Source organism: Arenivirga flava, from assembly GCF_030161575.1.
Lineage (GTDB): Bacteria > Actinomycetota > Actinomycetes > Actinomycetales > Microbacteriaceae > Arenivirga > Arenivirga flava.
On sequence record NZ_BSUL01000001.1, the window covers coordinates 1,025,780 to 1,041,922 of the forward strand.

General features: G+C 73.8%; 14 protein-coding genes. 2 read left to right on the plus strand and 12 right to left on the minus strand.

Translation table 11 applies throughout. The annotated features are described in order from the left end of the window. Window positions 1–6 precede the first annotated feature (6 nt). The 7 genes from QQK26_RS05035 to QQK26_RS05065 all read right to left on the minus strand — a co-directional run bounded on the left by QQK26_RS05035 (window position 7) and on the right by QQK26_RS05065 (window position 7,456). Window positions 7–195, minus strand: a complete 189-nt coding sequence (locus QQK26_RS05035; RefSeq protein ID WP_284230648.1) for a DUF2200 family protein — start codon at window positions 193–195, stop codon at window positions 7–9. 16 nt (window positions 196–211) lie between these two features. Next, entirely contained in the window at window positions 212–1,966 is a 1,755-nt protein-coding gene (locus QQK26_RS05040) for a proline--tRNA ligase (protein WP_284230649.1), read from the minus strand. Between the two features lie 19 nt (window positions 1,967–1,985). Continuing rightward, entirely contained in the window at window positions 1,986–3,407 is a 1,422-nt protein-coding gene (locus QQK26_RS05045; protein WP_284230651.1) for a GDSL-type esterase/lipase family protein, read from the minus strand. A gap of 173 nt (window positions 3,408–3,580) precedes the next feature. After that, on the minus strand, window positions 3,581–4,510 hold the full coding sequence (locus QQK26_RS05050) for a 3-oxoacyl-[acyl-carrier-protein] synthase III C-terminal domain-containing protein (RefSeq protein WP_284230653.1): 930 nt from the start codon (window positions 4,508–4,510) through the stop codon (window positions 3,581–3,583). Then, complete coding sequence (locus QQK26_RS05055; protein WP_284230655.1) at window positions 4,497–5,741, minus strand: F390 synthetase-related protein; 1,245 nt, start codon at window positions 5,739–5,741, stop codon at window positions 4,497–4,499. The genes QQK26_RS05050 and QQK26_RS05055 overlap by 14 nt, the downstream gene beginning before the upstream one ends. Continuing rightward, entirely contained in the window at window positions 5,698–6,516 is an 819-nt protein-coding gene (locus QQK26_RS05060; RefSeq protein WP_284230658.1) for an MBL fold metallo-hydrolase, read from the minus strand. Before QQK26_RS05060 ends, QQK26_RS05055 begins: the two co-directional genes overlap by 44 nt. After that, window positions 6,509–7,456: an NAD-dependent epimerase/dehydratase family protein gene (locus QQK26_RS05065; RefSeq protein ID WP_284230660.1), complete on the minus strand. Its 948-nt coding sequence runs from the start codon at window positions 7,454–7,456 to the stop codon at window positions 6,509–6,511. The genes QQK26_RS05060 and QQK26_RS05065 overlap by 8 nt, the downstream gene beginning before the upstream one ends. A gap of 44 nt (window positions 7,457–7,500) precedes the next feature. Between QQK26_RS05065 and QQK26_RS05070 the strand changes: the two genes are divergently transcribed. Continuing rightward, window positions 7,501–8,715: a glycosyltransferase gene (locus QQK26_RS05070; protein ID WP_284230661.1), complete on the plus strand. Its 1,215-nt coding sequence runs from the start codon at window positions 7,501–7,503 to the stop codon at window positions 8,713–8,715. A 25-nt stretch (window positions 8,716–8,740) separates the two neighbouring features. Here QQK26_RS05070 and ispG read toward each other — a convergent pair whose 3' ends face one another. Next, window positions 8,741–9,874: a flavodoxin-dependent (E)-4-hydroxy-3-methylbut-2-enyl-diphosphate synthase gene (ispG, locus tag QQK26_RS05075; RefSeq protein ID WP_284234453.1), complete on the minus strand. Its 1,134-nt coding sequence runs from the start codon at window positions 9,872–9,874 to the stop codon at window positions 8,741–8,743. A 522-nt stretch (window positions 9,875–10,396) separates the two neighbouring features. Continuing rightward, window positions 10,397–11,773: a M50 family metallopeptidase gene (locus QQK26_RS05080; protein ID WP_284230664.1), complete on the minus strand. Its 1,377-nt coding sequence runs from the start codon at window positions 11,771–11,773 to the stop codon at window positions 10,397–10,399. A gap of 142 nt (window positions 11,774–11,915) precedes the next feature. Here QQK26_RS05080 and QQK26_RS05085 point away from each other — a divergent pair, with 142 nt between their 5' ends. Further along, the gene (locus QQK26_RS05085; protein ID WP_284230665.1) at window positions 11,916–12,851 is read left to right on the plus strand and encodes an NAD-dependent epimerase/dehydratase family protein; all 936 of its coding nucleotides are present in this window, start codon (window positions 11,916–11,918) and stop codon (window positions 12,849–12,851) included. Window positions 12,852–13,529: 678 nt separating this feature from the next. On the opposite strand, the gene dxr is transcribed toward QQK26_RS05085, so the two are convergent. The 3 genes from dxr to QQK26_RS05100 form a co-directional block, all read right to left on the minus strand. Further along, window positions 13,530–14,615: a 1-deoxy-D-xylulose-5-phosphate reductoisomerase gene (dxr, locus tag QQK26_RS05090; protein ID WP_284230667.1), complete on the minus strand. Its 1,086-nt coding sequence runs from the start codon at window positions 14,613–14,615 to the stop codon at window positions 13,530–13,532. 19 nt (window positions 14,616–14,634) lie between these two features. Further along, complete coding sequence (locus QQK26_RS05095) at window positions 14,635–15,570, minus strand: FKBP-type peptidyl-prolyl cis-trans isomerase (protein ID WP_284230669.1); 936 nt, start codon at window positions 15,568–15,570, stop codon at window positions 14,635–14,637. A 91-nt stretch (window positions 15,571–15,661) separates the two neighbouring features. Next, window positions 15,662–16,135, minus strand: a complete 474-nt coding sequence (locus QQK26_RS05100; RefSeq protein ID WP_284230671.1) for an OsmC family protein — start codon at window positions 16,133–16,135, stop codon at window positions 15,662–15,664. Window positions 16,136–16,143 lie beyond the last annotated feature (8 nt).

The window sequence follows — 16,143 nt, forward strand, 5'->3', positions numbered from 1 at the left end:
CCCGGTTCACGTCCGGAGGATCTTCTCCATCGCCTCGCCCTCGGCGAGCTCGTCGACCAGCTTGTCGAGGATGCGGATCTCGCGCATCGTGCCCGGTTCCAGCTCCTCCACGCGCGTGCGGCCCGTGCGATCCGCCTTCGTCACGGAGAGCGGATGCACGGCGGTCACCGCCGTCGTGACGATGCGGTGGCTCATCCGTGCTCCTCCGGTCTCAGAACGAGGCGAGCGCCTCATCGATCGTGACACTGGAGCGCTCGCCGGAGCGGCGGTCCCAGAGCTCGACGCGACCCTCGGCGGCGTCGCGGCCGACGATCACGATGCGCGGCACACCCAGCAGCTCGGCGTCGCCGAACTTGACGCCGGGGCTCACCTTGGGCCGGTCGTCGTAGAGCACCTCGAGGCGCTTGGCCTCGAGCTGCTCGGCGACGCCCTGGGCGACCTCGAAGATCGCCGCGTCGCGGCCGGTGGCGACGACCTGCACGTCGTAGGGCGCGACCTCCTCGGGCCAGATGAGGCCCTTCGCGTCGTGGTTGGCCTCGGCGATGGCGGCGAGGATGCGGGTGACGCCAATGCCGTAGGAGCCCATCGTGACGGTAACGAGCTTGCCGTTCTCGTCGAGCACCTTGAGGCCGAGCGCCTCGGCGTACTTGCGGCCGAGCTGGAAGACGTGGCCGATCTCCATGCCGCGGGCGAGCTCGACGGGCCCGGAGCCGTCCGGCGCGGGGTCGCCCTCGCGCACGGAGGCGATGTCGGCGACGCCATCGGCGACGAAGTCGCGGCCCGCGACGAGGTCGAGCACGTGCTGCTCGTCGACGTTCGCGCCGGTGACCCAGGCGGTGCCGTCGACGACGCGGGGGTCGACGAGGTAGCGGATGCCCGTGCTCGACTCCTCGCCGAGCACCGCGCCGCGGACCGACCAGGGGCCGATGTAGCCCTTGACCAGGCCGGGGTGCCTCGCGAAGTCGGCCTCGCTGGCCGCATCGACCTCCGCGGGGGCGAAGACGACCTCGGCGCGCTTCATGTCCGCGTCGCGATCGCCGGGGATGCCGACGACGACGAGCTCGCGGGTGCCGTCGAGGTGGGTGAGCGCCAGCACGACGTTCTTCAGCGTGTCGGCGGCGGTCCACGGCTCGGCCTTCGCGTGCCGCTCGTTGAGCAGCTCGACGAGGGTCGCGATCGTGGGGGTGCCAGGAGAGTCGACGACGGTCGCCGGGGCGAGGCCCTCGAGGCTGCGCGCCTCGGGCGCGGGCGTCGTGTACGCCTCGACGTTGGCCGCGTAGCCGCCGGCCGAGCGCACGAAGGTGTCCTCGCCGATGGGCGTGGGGTGCAGAAACTCCTCGCTGCGGGAGCCGCCCATCGCACCGGCGTCGGCCTGCACGATCACGTACTCCATGCCGAGGCGGGCGAAGATGCGCTCGTAGGCGTCGCGCTGCGCCTGGTAGCTCGCGGCGAGGCCCTCGTCCTTGACGTCGAAGGAGTACGCGTCCTTCATCGTGAACTCGCGGCCACGCAGCAGGCCCGCGCGGGGGCGCGCCTCGTCGCGGTACTTGTCCTGGATCTGGAAGATCGTGAGCGGCAGGTCCTTGTACGAGCCGTAGAGGTCCTTCACCAGCAGCGTGAAGACCTCCTCGTGCGTCGGCGCCAGCAGGTAGTCCGCGCCCTTGCGGTCCTGCAGGCGGAACAGCCCGTCGCCGTACTCGGTCCAGCGGTTCGTGACCTCGTAGGGCTCGCGGGGCAGCAGGGCCGGGAAGTGGACCTCCTGCGCATCCGCCGCCGCCATCTCCTCGCGGATGATCGTCTCGATGCGCGCCTTGACGCGCAGACCCAGCGGCAGCCAGGCGAAGACGCCCGGCGCCTGGCGGCGGATGTAGCCGGCGCGCACGAGCAGCTTGTGGCTGGCGACCTCGGCGTCCACCGGGTCCTCGCGGAGGGTGCGGACGAACAGCTTGGAGAGACGGGTGATCACCCGGCGATCCTACCGATGGTCAGGGCTGCACCGGTTCCGCGGCGACGAGCTCGACGGCGTTCAGCGAGGCCGCGGCGCCCTGCTCGACGCGCACGTCGATCCACAGCCGGCCCCGCGCATCCGGCACCAGGTCGCCGATGGCGGCCGTCTCGCGCCCGGCACCCGGCCCGCCGGTGCGCAGCTGCGCGGCGCCGCCGGATGCGCCGTGGACGACGAGCTCGGCCGTGCTGCCCGGTGCGCCCGGGCTCGCCCCGACGACGCGCAGCGCGTACCGGAGCTCGGGGTCGAGCCCCTCCAGTAGGAAGCCGCCGGGCAGGTCGTCGTCACCGCCCGGGCGGTCGTCCGCCGTCGCGATCCAGGCGTCGCGCGTCGCGCTGGGCACGGCGAGGTCGCCGAGCGCCGAGCCCGGCGCGGTCGGACCCGCCTCGGCGGCGGTGCTCGCCCGGAAGCCGCCGGTCACCGTCATCGCGACGCCGGTCATCCGGCCCCCGTCCGTGACGAGCGACCCGCGATGCTCCCCGGCGACGACGTCGCCGCCCGGCGCCGTCGGCCACCAGTCGTTCCACTGGCGGCCCTCGTCGTCGAGTCCGGTCGGCACGCCGACGACCCCGTCGTCGGCGCCGAGGTCGAGCAGCAACCGCTCCCCGGGGCGCAGGCCCTGCACCGTCGGACGGGCGGCCTCCGACGGTCCGACCGCGGAGTCCAGCACGGGGAGCAGCACCTCGAGCCAGGCCGCGTAGCCGGCCGGTGTCAGGTGGATGCCGTCGATCGAGAGCCGGTCGAAGGCGGCGCGATCCGTCGCCGCGAGCTGCTCGAACGGTGTCGCGATGTCGACGTAGTGGACGCCGGGATCGGCCGCCGCGTCGGCGGCCAGCAGCCGGTTGGCCTCGCGCCGCGCCCGTTCGACGCCGTCGCCGGCGTCGACCGTGGCCGGCGTCGGAGCGATCGCGAGCACGAGCACCTGCGCGTCGGGGCGGCCCGCGCGCACCAGGGCGACGAAGTCGCGCACGTCCGCGGCCAGCCGCTCGGGCGAGCCCCCGGCGCGCAGGTCGTTGAGCCCGGTCCGCAGCACGACGGCGCGCGGTGCGAGCGGGGCCACCAGCCACGGCGACTCGGCGAGGACCTGCCCCATGACGGAGCCGCCCCAGCCGCGCTGCACCACGTCGTAGTCGGGCAGATCGCGGGAGAGCGACTCCCAGCGGCGGATGCTGGAGCTGCCGATGAAGAGGACCGAGTCGGTACCCGGCGCATCCGCCCGGTCCTGCTCGACCCAGCGGCGCACCTCGCGGGTGCCGGAGCTCCCGGACGGGTAGGACGGTGCGGCGACGGGCTCCTCCGGCAGGGCCGGCACGGGGATGCTCGGTGCGGGCGCCGGCGGCTCGGGCGCACCGGCCATGGCCGCGCCGGCGCCGGCGCCGGCGAAGACGCCCGCCGCGAGCACGCATGCGAGCGCCGTCGTCCGACGTCGAGCGAGCACGGCGTTCCCCCATCGTCCGGGCGGCCCCCTGCCGCGCCGGAGGACGCCGACCGTACCGTGCGCGGGGCGAGCAGGCGGAGCGGCGTCGCGACGATGCTAACCCGCCGCCGCGCCGCGAGCGGCAGCGCCGCGCGCGGTCAGAGCCGCAGCGCGAGCGCGTTCGCGGTGAGGCCCGCCGCCGTGCCGCAGAGCAGCACCGTGCCGCCGGGGCCGATCCGACCCTCCTCGAGCGAGCGGATGAGGGTGTACGGCACCGAGGAGGAGACCATGTTGCCGTACTCCGCCACCCGGTCGACGAAGAGCGCCTTCGGGATGCCGATGCGCCGCATCGCGATCCCGAGCGCGCCGCTCGCCTGGTGCGGCACGACGAGGTCGAGGTCGTCGAGGCCGAGCCCCGCCCGCTCGAAGAAGCGGTCGAAGAACGCCGGCAGCACGGCCAGCATGCTCATCAGCGCCCGCCGGCCCTGCATGTCGAAGAGGTAGTCGCGCGGGTCGCCCTCGGCGTACGCCTGCGCCGGATGGAGCGAGAGCCCACCGCGCAGCTCGGTGTCGTGCGCGTGCTGCGGCCAGGTCCGCTGCAGGCTCGCGAGCACGCCCCGCGACCCGTCGCCGCGGGTGAGCACGACGGCGGCCCCCGCATCCGAGAACAGCTCGAAGCTCTCGCGCTGCTCCGGGTCGAGGAAGCGGCTGCCGACGTCGCCGCTGACGACGAGCACCCGCTCGTAGTCCCCGGCGTCGAGGTAGCGCGAGGCGACGTCGAGCGCCGTGATGAAGCTGGTGCAGGTCGAGTTGACGTCGAAGGCCGCCGCGGTGGCGTGCGGTGCGACCCGCTCCATGACGAGCGCCGCCGTGCACGGGATCGGCTGCACCCCGGCGGCGCAGGCGGCGATGACGCAGTCCACGTCGTCCGGGCGCAGGCCCGCGTGCGCGATCGCGCGCTCCGCCGCCTCCGCCAGCAGGTCGAGCTGGCCGCGGTCGTCCTCGATGCGGTGCCGCGTCTGACGCCCGAAGGCCACGATGCGGCCGGGCAGGCTGGTGCCGTAGCCGGCGATCTCAAGCCGACGCATCCGCATCCTCCTTCCACGCGCGCTCGACGCGCCGCAGCTTGCGGGTCGGATCGGGAGCGTACGCCCCGAAGCGCAGCTCGGGGGCGGGCGCGCCCTGCCGCCGCCAGAGCGCCTCCAGCCGCTCCCGCACGCCCGCCTCGCCGGCCGGGTCGTCGAGCAGCACCTCGACGCGCTCGGCGCCGGTCTGCACCACGCGCCACTGGCTGAAACCCTCGGCGTGGATCATCGCGCGAGCCACGAGGTCGGCGAAGACCCGTACGCCGCCCAGCAGCAGCGCATCGTCCTCGCGGCCCTCGATGCGCTCGAGCGCGGTCAGTACGCTGCCGCAATCGCAGGGCTCCGCGCGCTCGACGAGCAGGTCGTTCAGGCGGTACCGCACGATCGGCTGCGCGACGCGCGAGAAGTCGGTGACGATCGGCACGAAGCGGCGCCCCTCGACCGCCTCCCGCTCGAACAGCAGGAGCTCCTCGTTGAGGTGCAGCACGCCGCGATCGCAGGTGCGGGCGAGGAAGCCCTCGGTGCACTGGTACAGCTGGTGGAGGAACGGCTGCCCGAACGCGGCCTCCAGCCGGCGCGCATCCGCTCGCTCGAGCACCTCCGCGACCGCGTAGACGCGCTGCGGTCGCAGCTCGAGGCCGGCCTCGGCGATCGCGAGCAGCACCGACGGGGGCGCCACCAGGATGGTGGGCTCGTAGGCGGCGAGCGAGCGGATGCGCTCCCCGAGGTCGCCGTGCACGTCGAAGTACCGGAACTCCACGGCCCGCGAGCGCACGGTGTCGTAGAGCTCGTTGCCGGCGCGCAGGAACAGCGCGATGCGGTGGTCCAGGATGCGCCCGCGCGGCAGCGTGAGCGCCAGCACCGTGCCGGCCCAGGCATCGCGCTCGGCGGCGCTCACGACGAAGACGCCGCGATGACCGCTCGTACCGCTCGAGAGCCCGACGGAGACGCCGTCGAGGGTGCCGCCGAAGTCGCGGCGGCGCTCCGCGTCCGCGGCGAGCGCGACCGCGTCGTCGAGGGTGACCCCCACCGTGTTCATCGCGTCGAAGTTCGCCATCATCACGGCCTTGTCCATGCGCGGCAGCTCGTCGAGGCGTGCCGGCGCCGCGGCGAACCACGGCGAGCGCCGCCGCAGCAGGCGGAGGTGCCGGCGCACGCGTCGCCGCTGGTGGCGCTCGAGCTGCGCCCTGCTACGGAAGCGCCGCAGCCAGCGCGCGACGACGAAGGCCCGCACGATCCTCAGTCGGCCCACAGCAGGTCCACCCCCTCGGGGTGCGGATCGTGGGCGAAGCGCAGCCGCAGCCCGGCGGCCTCCGCGGCGAGCAGTCGCTGGGCCGTGCGGGCCTGGGCGGCGTGGTCGTGGCCGACGGCGCGGGGCAGGGCGCGCATCCGCTGCTCCTCGCCGAGCAGATCGCGGCTCCAGGCCGCGTCGCCGGCGAGCAGCACCCTCCCTGCACGAGTACGCCGACGTGCCCGCGGGCGTGCCCGGGCAGGTCGACGAGGCACAGGGAGCCGTCGCCGAAGAGGTCGTGCGTCGCGAGCCCGTGGTGCTCGTCGTCGAAGCGGTCGACGACGATGCGAGGAGCCGAGTCGAACCACGGCGGCAGGAGCCCGGGGAGCACGCCCTCCCTCAGCCTCGGCGCCCGGAGGGTCTCCACGAGCCCTGCGCTCAGCACGAACGTCGCGTGCGGGAGGTCGCGCACCCCGCCGAGGTGGTCGGGGTGCAGGTGGGTGAGCACCACGTGGGTGACCGTCGACGGGTCGACCTGCTCGGCGATGGTCTCGCCGGGGCGGACGCGGGGCGGGAGCAGGAGGCGGTACGCCCATCCGCTCGCTCCGGTGCCCCAGGAGCGGCCGGCGTACCCCGTGTCGACGAGCACGCGGCGCTCGCCGTCGTCGTAGCGGAACACGCCGGCGGGGAAGACCCTGCGTTCGCGGGGTGCGCCGCGCAGCAGGGCGCCGACGTCGTGGCTGGTCTCGCCGCAGCGGTGGTAGTGCAGCTCAGGCATAGCTGGCGAGCCCCTCGTCGAGGCTCACCAGGGGCTCGTAGCCGAGCACCCGCCGGGCGGCGCCGATGTCGAGCGTCTGCGAGAAGGCGATCGACGCGACCGTGTACCGGGTGAGCGGCGGCTCGGGGCGCCCGGGCAGGCGGGCGGCGACCGCCTCGAGCGCTCCGGCCGCGGCCAGGACGGGACGGATGGGCAGGTGCCGGTACCGGGGAGCGATGCCCATGCCGTCCAGCAGCTGGTCGAGCAGGTGCTTGAATGGGCGCGGGTCGCCGTTCGTGACGTTGAGCACCTCCCCGTCCGCGCCGGGCGCCTGGAGGGCGAGCCGTGCCGCGCTCGCGACGTTCTCGACCGCGGTGAGGTCGACGAGGTTGCCGCCGCCCCGGAAGAGCGGGATGCCGATCCGCTCGTGCACCGCGAGCAGGCGCGGCACCAGCGTGCGCTCGCCGCGGCCGATGAGGCCCCTCGGACGCAGGACCACGACCTCCGGCCGGGCGCGCTCGCCCAGCAGCAGCGCCTCCGCGGCGCGCTTCGAGCGGATGTACCCGTTCATCGCGCGGGCGGGCTGCGGATCGTGCTCGCGGATGCCGATGCGGTCGCGGGCCTCGGCGTGCACGCTCGGCGAGGAGATGTGCACGATGCGACGGGCGCCGCTGCGCCGGGCGAGTTCGAGCACGTGGCCCGTGCCCTGCACGTTCGTGCGCTCGAAGTCGCGCCATCGCCCCCACGGGGTGGAGAGCGCGGCGCAGTGCACGATGACGTCGGGGCGCAGGCCGGAGCCGGGCAGCGCGTGCAGGTCGCCGACGAGACGGGGCGCATCGGTGGGGAGCATCCGCTCGTCGCGGCCCGCTGCGGTGACCTCGTAGCCGTGCGCGAGCAGCTCCCGGACGACGTGACGACCCAGGAAGCCGCTCGCGCCGGTGACCAGCGCGTGTTCGCCCATGGACCGCATCCTAGGGCGGACCGCCCTCCCCTAGGCTCGCTGCCATGCGGATCGCCCTGGTGACGGACTACTGGCTGCCGACGCTCGGCGGCGTGCAGACGGCGGTCAAGGCGCACCGGGAGGCGCTTGAGGCCGCCGGGCACGAGGTGGTCGTCGTGGCGCCGCTGTTCGAGCGGAGCGCGGACCCCGGCGTCGAGGCGCTGCCGGTCTCGCCGGTGTTCCGCCCCGACGGCTTCCCGTTCGCCTGGCCGCCGCGGCGCATCCGCGCGCAGCTGCGGGCGTCCTTCGAGCGACGCGGCATCGACGTCGTGCACACCCACTCCGAGATGTTCGCCGCGCTCGGCGCCATCGGGGCGGCGCGCGATCTCGGCCTGCCCGTCGTGCACACCATGCACGGTCGCGTCGACGTCTACACCGCCAGCGTGCTGCCGCTGCCGTCGGTCACCACCCGGCTGCTCGCGGCGCTGCACGCCCGGCACGTGAGCCGCCGCGGCGTCGCGGTGCCCGGCCGCACGCCGTACACGGCCACGGCGACCGCGCGGCGGATGTGGCGGCTCATGGCCGCGCAGTCCCGGGCCAGCGCGCACGTGATCGTGCCCTCCGCCCACTTCGCCGCCAAGCTCGCCGCTCAGGGTGTGACGACCCCCACGACCGTGCTGTCGAACGGCCTCGAGGCCTCGGTGCTCCACCGGGTCGGCGTTCCCGTGGAGCGGAGCCTCGAGCCGGGCGAAGCCCTGCGACTGCTCTGGGTCGGCCGGCTCTCGCCCGAGAAGCGCCCCGCGGTGCTCGCCGAGGCCGCGCGGTCCTTCGGCCCCGATGTGACCGTCGACGTCTACGGCGAGGGCATGGCCCGCCGTGCCCTCGAGCGGATGCGCGCCCCCGTCGCCCTGCACGGCGCGGTGCCGCAGGGCGCCGTGCTGGAGGCCATGCGCGGCGCCCATGCCCTGGTCTCCAGCTCGCTCGACTTCGACAACCAGCCGATGGTGCTGCTGGAGGCCATCGCGTCCGGGCTGCCGGTGATCCACTGCGATCCGGACCTGGCCGAGATCGTGCCGGCCGGGGGCGGGTGGCTCGCGCCGACGCCGGACGCCGCGGGGCTGGCGGCGGCGGTCGCGCACCTGCGCAGCGACCCCGCGGCGATCGCCCGCGCGAGCCGCGCGATGCTCGGGGCGCGCGACGGCGTGGTCCAGCGAGTCGACGGGCTGCTGCGCGTCTACGAAGCGGCGGTCGCGGCCGGGCCGGCGGAGCGCATCCGCTGACCTGCGGAGCAGCGCGCCCGGCCGGTCAGGCCGTGACGACCTGCGCGGTGCCGGTCGGTGCGTCGGGGCCGAGCTCGTCGGCGATGCGCTGCGCCTCCTCGATGAGCGTGGCGACGATCTCGTGCTCGGGCACCGTCTTGATGACCTCGCCCTTCACGAAGATCTGGCCCTTGCCGTTGCCGCTCGCGACTCCGAGGTCCGCCTCGCGCGCCTCGCCGGGTCCGTTGACGATGCAGCCCATCACGGCGACCCGCAGGGGCACGGTCATGCCCTCGAGGCCGGCGGTCACCTGATCGGCGAGCGTGTAGACGTCGACCTGCGCGCGGCCGCAGCTGGGGCAGGAGACGATCTCGAGCTTGCGCTCACGCAGGTTCAGCGACTGCAGGATCTGCAGCCCGACCTTGATCTCCTCGACCGGCGGCGCCGAGAGGGAGACGCGGATGGTGTCGCCGATGCCCTCGCCGAGCAGGATGCCGAAGGCGGTCGCGCTCTTGATGGTGCCCTGGAAGGCGGGGCCGGCCTCGGTGACCCCGAGGTGCAGCGGCCAGTCGCCGCGGGCGGCGAGCTGCCGGTAGGCCTGCACCATCACGATGGGGTCGTTGTGCTTGACCGAGATCTTGAAATCGTGGAAGTCGTGCTCCTCGAACAGGCCCGCCTCCCAGACGGCGCTCTCGACGAGCGCCTCCGGCGTGGCCTTGCCGTGCTTCTGCAGCAGGCGGGCGTCGAGGCTGCCCGCGTTGACGCCGATGCGCAGGCTCACGCCCGCATCCTTCGCCGCCTTCGCGATCTCGCCGACCTTGTCGTCGAACTGGCGGATGTTGCCCGGATTCACGCGGACGGCCGCGCATCCGGCGTCGATCGCCTGGAAGACGTACTTCGGCTGGAAGTGGATGTCGGCGATGACCGGGATCTGGCTCTTGCGCGCGATGATCGGCAGCGCGTCCGCGTCGTCCTGGCTGGGCACGGCGACGCGCACGATGTCGCAGCCGGATGCGGTGAGCTCGGCGATCTGCTGCAGCGTCGCGTTGATGTCGGTGGTCGGCGTGGTGGTCATCGACTGCACGCTGACCGGGGCGTCGCCACCGACGAGCACGCTGCCGACCCTGATCTGCCGGCTGCGGCGGCGCGGGGCCAGCACGGGCGGGGGCGCGGCGGGCATTCCGAGGTTCACTGCGGGCACCCGGCCAGCCTAGGCGGCACGCGCTGGACGGCTGCGGGGCGCGCAGGGCTCGCACAGCACACGGTTGGAGGCATCGAGATCGACCTGCGCCTCGGGTTCCCGCCTTCCGTCCATCCGCTCGCGCCGCCCATCCGCTCGGCCCGTTCGTTCCGCTCGCGCCAGATCGTGTTGGGGCGCTTCGGCGACGCTGGGGCATGCGCCCGCGCGCCCCGATGTCGCCGACGCGCCCCGAAGCTTCTTCGCGACGGCGGGCGAGGCTACCGCGCGAGGACCCGTAGGCCGGGCGGTGTCAGGCCGAGCCGCCTCAGCCCGAGCCGCCGAACTCCTCGCGCCCACCGCACACGGAATTGCCGAACGACGGAGATCGGCGGACTCGCCGAGGCTGTTCCCCGCATTCACCGGGGTACCTGGGCGCCCGTGCCCGGCTCCGGGCCGGATCTCCGTCGTTCGGCGAAAGCGCCGACCTGGAACGCGAGGCGTGGGCGATGGGCAGCCGTGCGCTCAGAACAGGCTGATCGGGTTGACGATGTCGGCGTAGATGAGCAGGGCGCTCATGCCGCCGAGCAGGATGACCACGACGAAGGTCAGCGGGATCACCTTGGCGGTGTCCACGGGGCCCGGATCGGACCGGCCGAAGAGTTTCGCGAAGAAGCGGCGCACCGCCTCCCACACGGCGCCGGCCACGTGCCCGCCGTCGAGCGGCATGAGCGGCACGAGGTTGAAGACGAAGAGCATCACGTTGAGGCTGCCGAGGATGCCGAGCATCGCCGAGATCCGGTCCGCGACCGGCAGCGCGTCGTACGACGCGATCTCGCCCGCGAAGCGTCCGACGCCGACGACGCTCATCGGGCCGTTCGGATCGCGCTCACCCCCGCCGAACGCAGCTTGGGCCACGTCGACGAGCCGCTGCGGCAGGTTCAGGATGAGGTGCACGACCCGGCCGATGTTGTCGCCGACCGCGGCGGGCACCTCGGTGATCGACTGGTGCACGGTCTCGTACTGCGGACTGACGCCGACGAAGCCGACCTCGGCGGTCACCGGATCGCCGGCGTCGTCGAGCACGGGCCGCCCGTCGTCGTCGTAGACGGCGCGCTCGGTGAGCAGCGGGGTCACCTGCAGGCTGACGGGCTCGCCGTCGCGCAGCACCTCGAGGGTGAAGGTGCGGCCGGGCGCGTCGCGGATGATGCCGCTGACCTGATCCCAGTTCGCCGCATCCTGCCCGTCGATGCCCACGATCTCGTCGCCCGGCAGCACGCCGGCCTCGGCACCCGGCGCGATCGGGTCGCCGGCGGCGCACTCGGTCTGGGCGCTGCCGGCCGGCACCACGCACTCGCTGACGCTCGAGACGGTGAGCCCGGGCTGGGCGACGCCGAAGCCGGTGAGCACGATCGCCGTGAAGAGGAAGCCGAGCACGAGGTTCATCGCCGGGCCGCCGACCATGATGACGATGCGCTTCCAGACCGGCAGTTGGTAGAAGGTGCGGTGCTCCTCGCCCCGCACGATGGTCTCGGCGCTCGCCTCGCGGGCCTCCTCGATCATGGAGGCGATGCCGCCGGGCCGCCGTTCCGCCCGATCGTCGCCGGAGAGCGCCTGCAGGAATCCGGTGCTGGCCTCGCGGGGCGCGCCTCCGGGGCGCTTCGGCGGGTACATGCCCGACATCGCGATGTAGCCGCCGAGCGGAACCGCCTTGACGCCGTACTCCGTCTCACCGCGCTTGCGCGAGAAGATGGTTGGCCCGAATCCGATCATGTACTGCGTCACGCGCACGCCGAAGAGCTTCGCGGGCAGCAGGTGCCCGATCTCGTGCAGGCCGATCGACACGGCGAGGCCGACGACGATGACGAGCACGCCGAGCACGTAGAGCAGCACGGATTCCACGTGCACACGGTAGTGCCCCGGGGCTATGAACCCGCTGCGGGCACTGCTGCACCCTCTTCTGGGGGTCCGGCCCCGACCGGAGCACCGCTAGCGTCGGGCGAGGACTGCGGTCCGCACGCGACGACGGTGGGGGGACGATCGGATGCGACGTCTCATCGTCGGTGCCGGTGCGGTGGGCACCGAGCTCGCCCGCCTGCTGCTCTCGCGCGGCGAGATGGTCCGCCTCGCGAGCACGAGCGGTCGGGCGGTGCCGGGGACGGAGTCCCTCCGACTCGACGCCGTCGACGCGACCGCGCTCACGGCGGCCGCGGCGGGTTGCCGGACGATCTTCCTGCTCGTCAACCCTCCGTACACGACCTGGCCGGAGACGCTGCCGCCGGTCGTCGACGCCGCCATCGAGGCGGCCCGCCGCTCGGGCGCCGACCTGGTGATGGGCGGCAACCTCTACGCCTACGGGCCGGTCGACGGCGCCATGACGGAGCGCTCGCCGCTCGCCAGCACCGAGGGCAAGGGCATGCTGCGCGCCGAGCTGTGGCGCCGCGCGCAGGCGGCGACCCTGCGCGGCGACGTGCGCGCGGTGGAGGTGCGCTCGAGCGACTACTACGGCCCGACCGCCGGCGCGAACGCGCACCTGGGCACGAAGTTCTTCGGGCCGCTGGTCGCGTCGGAGACGGCCCGCGTCACCGGCGACCCGCTCATGCCGCACAGCTGGAGCTACATCCCCGACTTCGCGGCGACGCTCGCCGCGGCCGCCGACGACGAGCGCAGCTGGGGCCGCGCCTGGCACGTGCCGAGCGGCGAGCCGCGCACCATGCGCGACATCGCTGCGGAGACGAACATCGTCGCCGGCAGCACGGGCGACCTCGAAAGGGTCAATCCGACCCTCGTGGCGCTCGCGAAGCTGGTCTCGCCGTTTCTCCGCGAGGTCGACGCGGTGCGCTACGAGTTCGAACGGCCCTACGTGCTCGACGCGAGCGAGACCGAGCTCGCACTGCAGCTGCGTCCCACACCGTGGCGCGAGGCGCTCGAGGCCACCGTCGAGGCGAACCTGCGCGCTCGGCGCCGCGCGCTGCGCTGATCCCGCCGCCGGCAGCCGCCGCGCCACCAGCACCCGCCCCGCCACCAGCAGCCCTCCCCGCCACCAGCCACCAGCACCCCGCCCCGCCACCAGCAGCCGCGCCGCCAGCAGCCCGCCGACCACCGCCCCCGATCCCAAATGACGGACGCAGCGCCGTGAAGCGCCAGGGCAGCGCGCGCCGACACCTCCGATCCTGCCGATCTCCGTCATTCAGGATCGCCAAGGCGCCTGAGGGGAGCATTCTCCGCCGGGACACGTTCCGCGCGCCGGTGAGGGCGCGCTTCCCGATGGCGGACGTTTCGCACGCCGGTCCAGCGCACGGCACGGCGGAGGCAACCTCGCGCGCTCGGCGCCGGGCTCTTCGCCGACCCTGCCGCCCGCCCGACCCCGATCCGATTCCGCCGCGACCCCGGCCCCGGCCCCGAATGACGGACGCAGCGCCGTGAAGCGCCAGGGCAGCGCGCGCCGACACCTTCGATCCTGCCGATCTCCGTCATTCGGGATCACCGCGGTGCTCGAAGGGCGCGTTCTCTGCGGGAAGACATGACGCGCACCGGTGACGGGGCGCCTCCCGCCGGGAAAGCATCAGTACCTCGGTGACGGGGTGCCTCCCGCCGGGAAAGCATCAGTACCTCGGTGACGGGGCGCCTCCCGCCGGGAGACGTCCCGAACGCCGGGTCAGCGCGCGGCGATGCGCCGGTCGGCTTCGAACCGCGCCCAGCGCTCGGCCTCGAGCAGCTCGTCCAGGCCGGGGCGGGCGGATGCGGGGTCGAAGGCCTCGACCACGTCGCGCACGGTGTCCACGATGCCGGTGAACCCGATCCGTCCTGCGTGGAAGCCCGCGACGGCCTGCTCGTTCGCGGCGTTGTAGACGGCGGGATGCGCGCCTCCGGCAGCGCCGACCTCGCGTGCGAGGGCGACGGCCGGGAAGGCCGCGTCGTCGAGCGGCTCGAAGGTCCAGCTGCTGGCACGGGTCCAGTCGAGCGGCGCGCCCGCGCCGGGTACCCGCTCGGGCCAGCCGAGCGCGAGCGCGATGGGCAGCCGCATGTCGGGCGGCGACGCCTGCGCGAGGGTGGAGCCGTCGACGAACTCGACCATGGAGTGCACGATCGACTGCGGATGCACGACCACGTCGATCCGCTCGTAGCCGAGGCCGAACAGCAGGTGCGCCTCGATGACCTCGAGACCCTTGTTCACCAGCGTCGCGGAGTTGGTCGTGACCACGGGGCCCATGCTCCAGGTCGGGTGGGCCAGCGCCTGCGCGGGCGACACGTGCTCCAGCTCGGCACGGCTGCGGCCACGGAACGGACCGCCGGACGCGGTGAGCACGAGCCGCCGCACCTCGTCAGCCGTGCCGCCGCGGAGGGCTTGCGCGAGCGCGGAGTGCTCGGAGTCGACGGGCACGAGCTGGCCGGGTGCCGCTCTGCCGGTGACGAACTCGCCGCCCACGACCAGGCTCTCCTTGTTGGCCAGGGCGAGGGTGCGGCCGGCGTCGAGCGCCGCCAGCGTCGGCTCGAGCCCCACCGAGCCGGTGATGCCGTTGAGCACGACGTCGGCGGTGACGTCGCGGACGAGCTGCGCGGACTCCGCGGCCCCGAGCGCCGTGTGCTCGACGCCGAACTCGGCGGCCTGCGCCGCCAGTGCCGACCGGTCGGTGCCGGCCGAGAGGCCGACGACGCGGAATCGGTCCGGCGCGGCGCGGATGACGTCGAGCGCCTGCCGGCCGATCGATCCCGTCGATCCGAGGACGACGACGTCGCGCATCCGCTCCCCTCCCGCGGGCTCAGCGGATGCCGAGGATGTCGACGACGAAGACGATCGTGTCGCCGACCTCGATGCCGGCGTTCTCGTTGCCGGTGGCGTAGCCGAGCTCGGACGGGATGGAGATGATGACCTGCGAGCCGACCGTCTGGCCTGCGACGCCCTGCGTGAAGCCGGGGACGAGGCTGGACAGCGGGAAGGTGGAGGGCTCGCCGCGCGCCCAGCTCTCGTCGAAGACCTCGCCGGTGCGCCAGTTGACGCCCTGGTACTGGACCACGACGGTGTCGGACTCCTCGACGACCTCGCCGTCGCCCTTCTGCAGCACGCCGACGGTGAGCTCCGCGGGCGGGTCGCTGTCGGGGATGGTGACCGTCGGACGGCCGTCCTCGTCGAGCTCGACGGTCGGCAGGCCGGCGACGGGATCCTGCGGCTCGCCGTCGGCGCGGTCGGGCACCTCCGGCAGCTTCTCGACGATGTCGGCCAGCAGCACGACGTTCTCGGAGCCGTCGAGGCCGAGCTGGGTGTTGCCCTGGGTGCCGAAGAACTCCTCGGGCGGCAGGATCGAGAGCACCCGGGAGCCGACCGGCACGCCCTCGAAGCTCTTGTTGATGCCGGTCGGGAAGGTGCTGTCGATGCCGAACTGCTCGGGCGCGGCGCCGTCCCAGCCGTTGCTGAACAGCTCGTCGCCCGTGGTGCCGTTGACGAAGACGTAGGAGATCGTGAAGGCGTCCCCCTCGGCGAGCTCCTCGCCATCGCCCTCCTCGAGCACCTTCGTGGCGAAGGCGTCGGCCTCCAGCGGCGTCTCGAAGGTGAGCTCGGGCTTGACGTCGCCCTCGCCGGTGACCGTGATCTTGTCCAGCGGGGCCGCGCTCGAGATGGAGCAGGCGGTGAGGGTCGCGGCGAGGAGCACGGTGGCGGGCAATGCGAGGCGGCGGAGGCGCAAGAAGGAGTCCTTCATCGTTCGGCGGTGATCGGCCCGATCGGGCCCGCGCCAGTATGGCAGCCGGCTCTGAACGGAGGGTCCAGGCGCGTCGCCGCGCAGGGCGCGCTCAGGCGCGCACGCGGTGCCTCGGCTCGTGCCGCACCGCGAAGGCCACCGAGTTCGCGATGAAGCAGAGCTCGGCGGCCCTGCCGTGCAGTGCGGCCGCGGCCTCGACGTCGGCGCCCTCGGCCAGCTCGACGTCGGGCCGCAGCACCGCGCCGGTCATGCGCCCGCTGCCGTCGGACTCGACGACGAGGTTCGCCGAGGGTGCGTCCCGGTAGCCGACGACGCGGACCCCGGACAGGGCGGCGACGTGCAGGTAGGACATCATGTGGCACTCGGCCAGGGCCCCGAGCAGCAGCAGCTCCGGATTCCAGCGGTCCGCGTCGCCGCGGAAGATCCGGTCCGCGGACCCGGGGATCGGCGGACGTCCCTGCGCGCGCAGCTCGTGCTGACGGCCGTAGTCCCGCGGCCCGCTCGTGCCGCTGCCGCGGTCGCCCTGCCACTCGAGCTCGAGGCTGAACCGCTGTTCGAGGGGCATGCGCGTCA

What these genes read in the sequence shown, in the direction of transcription:
- QQK26_RS05050 (WP_284230653.1), bottom strand. Translation starts at nt 4,510, where the DNA reads ATGCGTCGGCTTGAGATCGCCGGCTACGGCACCAGCCTGCCCGGCCGC.
- QQK26_RS05065 (WP_284230660.1), bottom strand. Translation starts at nt 7,456, where the DNA reads ATGGGCGAACACGCGCTGGTCACCGGCGCGAGCGGCTTCCTGGGTCGT.
- QQK26_RS05100 (WP_284230671.1), bottom strand. Translation starts at nt 16,135, where the DNA reads ATGCCCCTCGAACAGCGGTTCAGCCTCGAGCTCGAGTGGCAGGGCGAC.
- QQK26_RS05035 (WP_284230648.1), bottom strand. Translation starts at nt 195, where the DNA reads ATGAGCCACCGCATCGTCACGACGGCGGTGACCGCCGTGCATCCGCTC.
- QQK26_RS05095 (WP_284230669.1), bottom strand. Translation starts at nt 15,570, where the DNA reads ATGAAGGACTCCTTCTTGCGCCTCCGCCGCCTCGCATTGCCCGCCACC.
- QQK26_RS05085 (WP_284230665.1), top strand. Translation starts at nt 11,916, where the DNA reads ATGCGACGTCTCATCGTCGGTGCCGGTGCGGTGGGCACCGAGCTCGCC.
- ispG (WP_284234453.1), bottom strand. Translation starts at nt 9,874, where the DNA reads ATGCCCGCCGCGCCCCCGCCCGTGCTGGCCCCGCGCCGCCGCAGCCGG.
- dxr (WP_284230667.1), bottom strand. Translation starts at nt 14,615, where the DNA reads ATGCGCGACGTCGTCGTCCTCGGATCGACGGGATCGATCGGCCGGCAG.
- QQK26_RS05060 (WP_284230658.1), bottom strand. Translation starts at nt 6,516, where the DNA reads ATGCCTGAGCTGCACTACCACCGCTGCGGCGAGACCAGCCACGACGTC.
- QQK26_RS05070 (WP_284230661.1), top strand. Translation starts at nt 7,501, where the DNA reads ATGCGGATCGCCCTGGTGACGGACTACTGGCTGCCGACGCTCGGCGGC.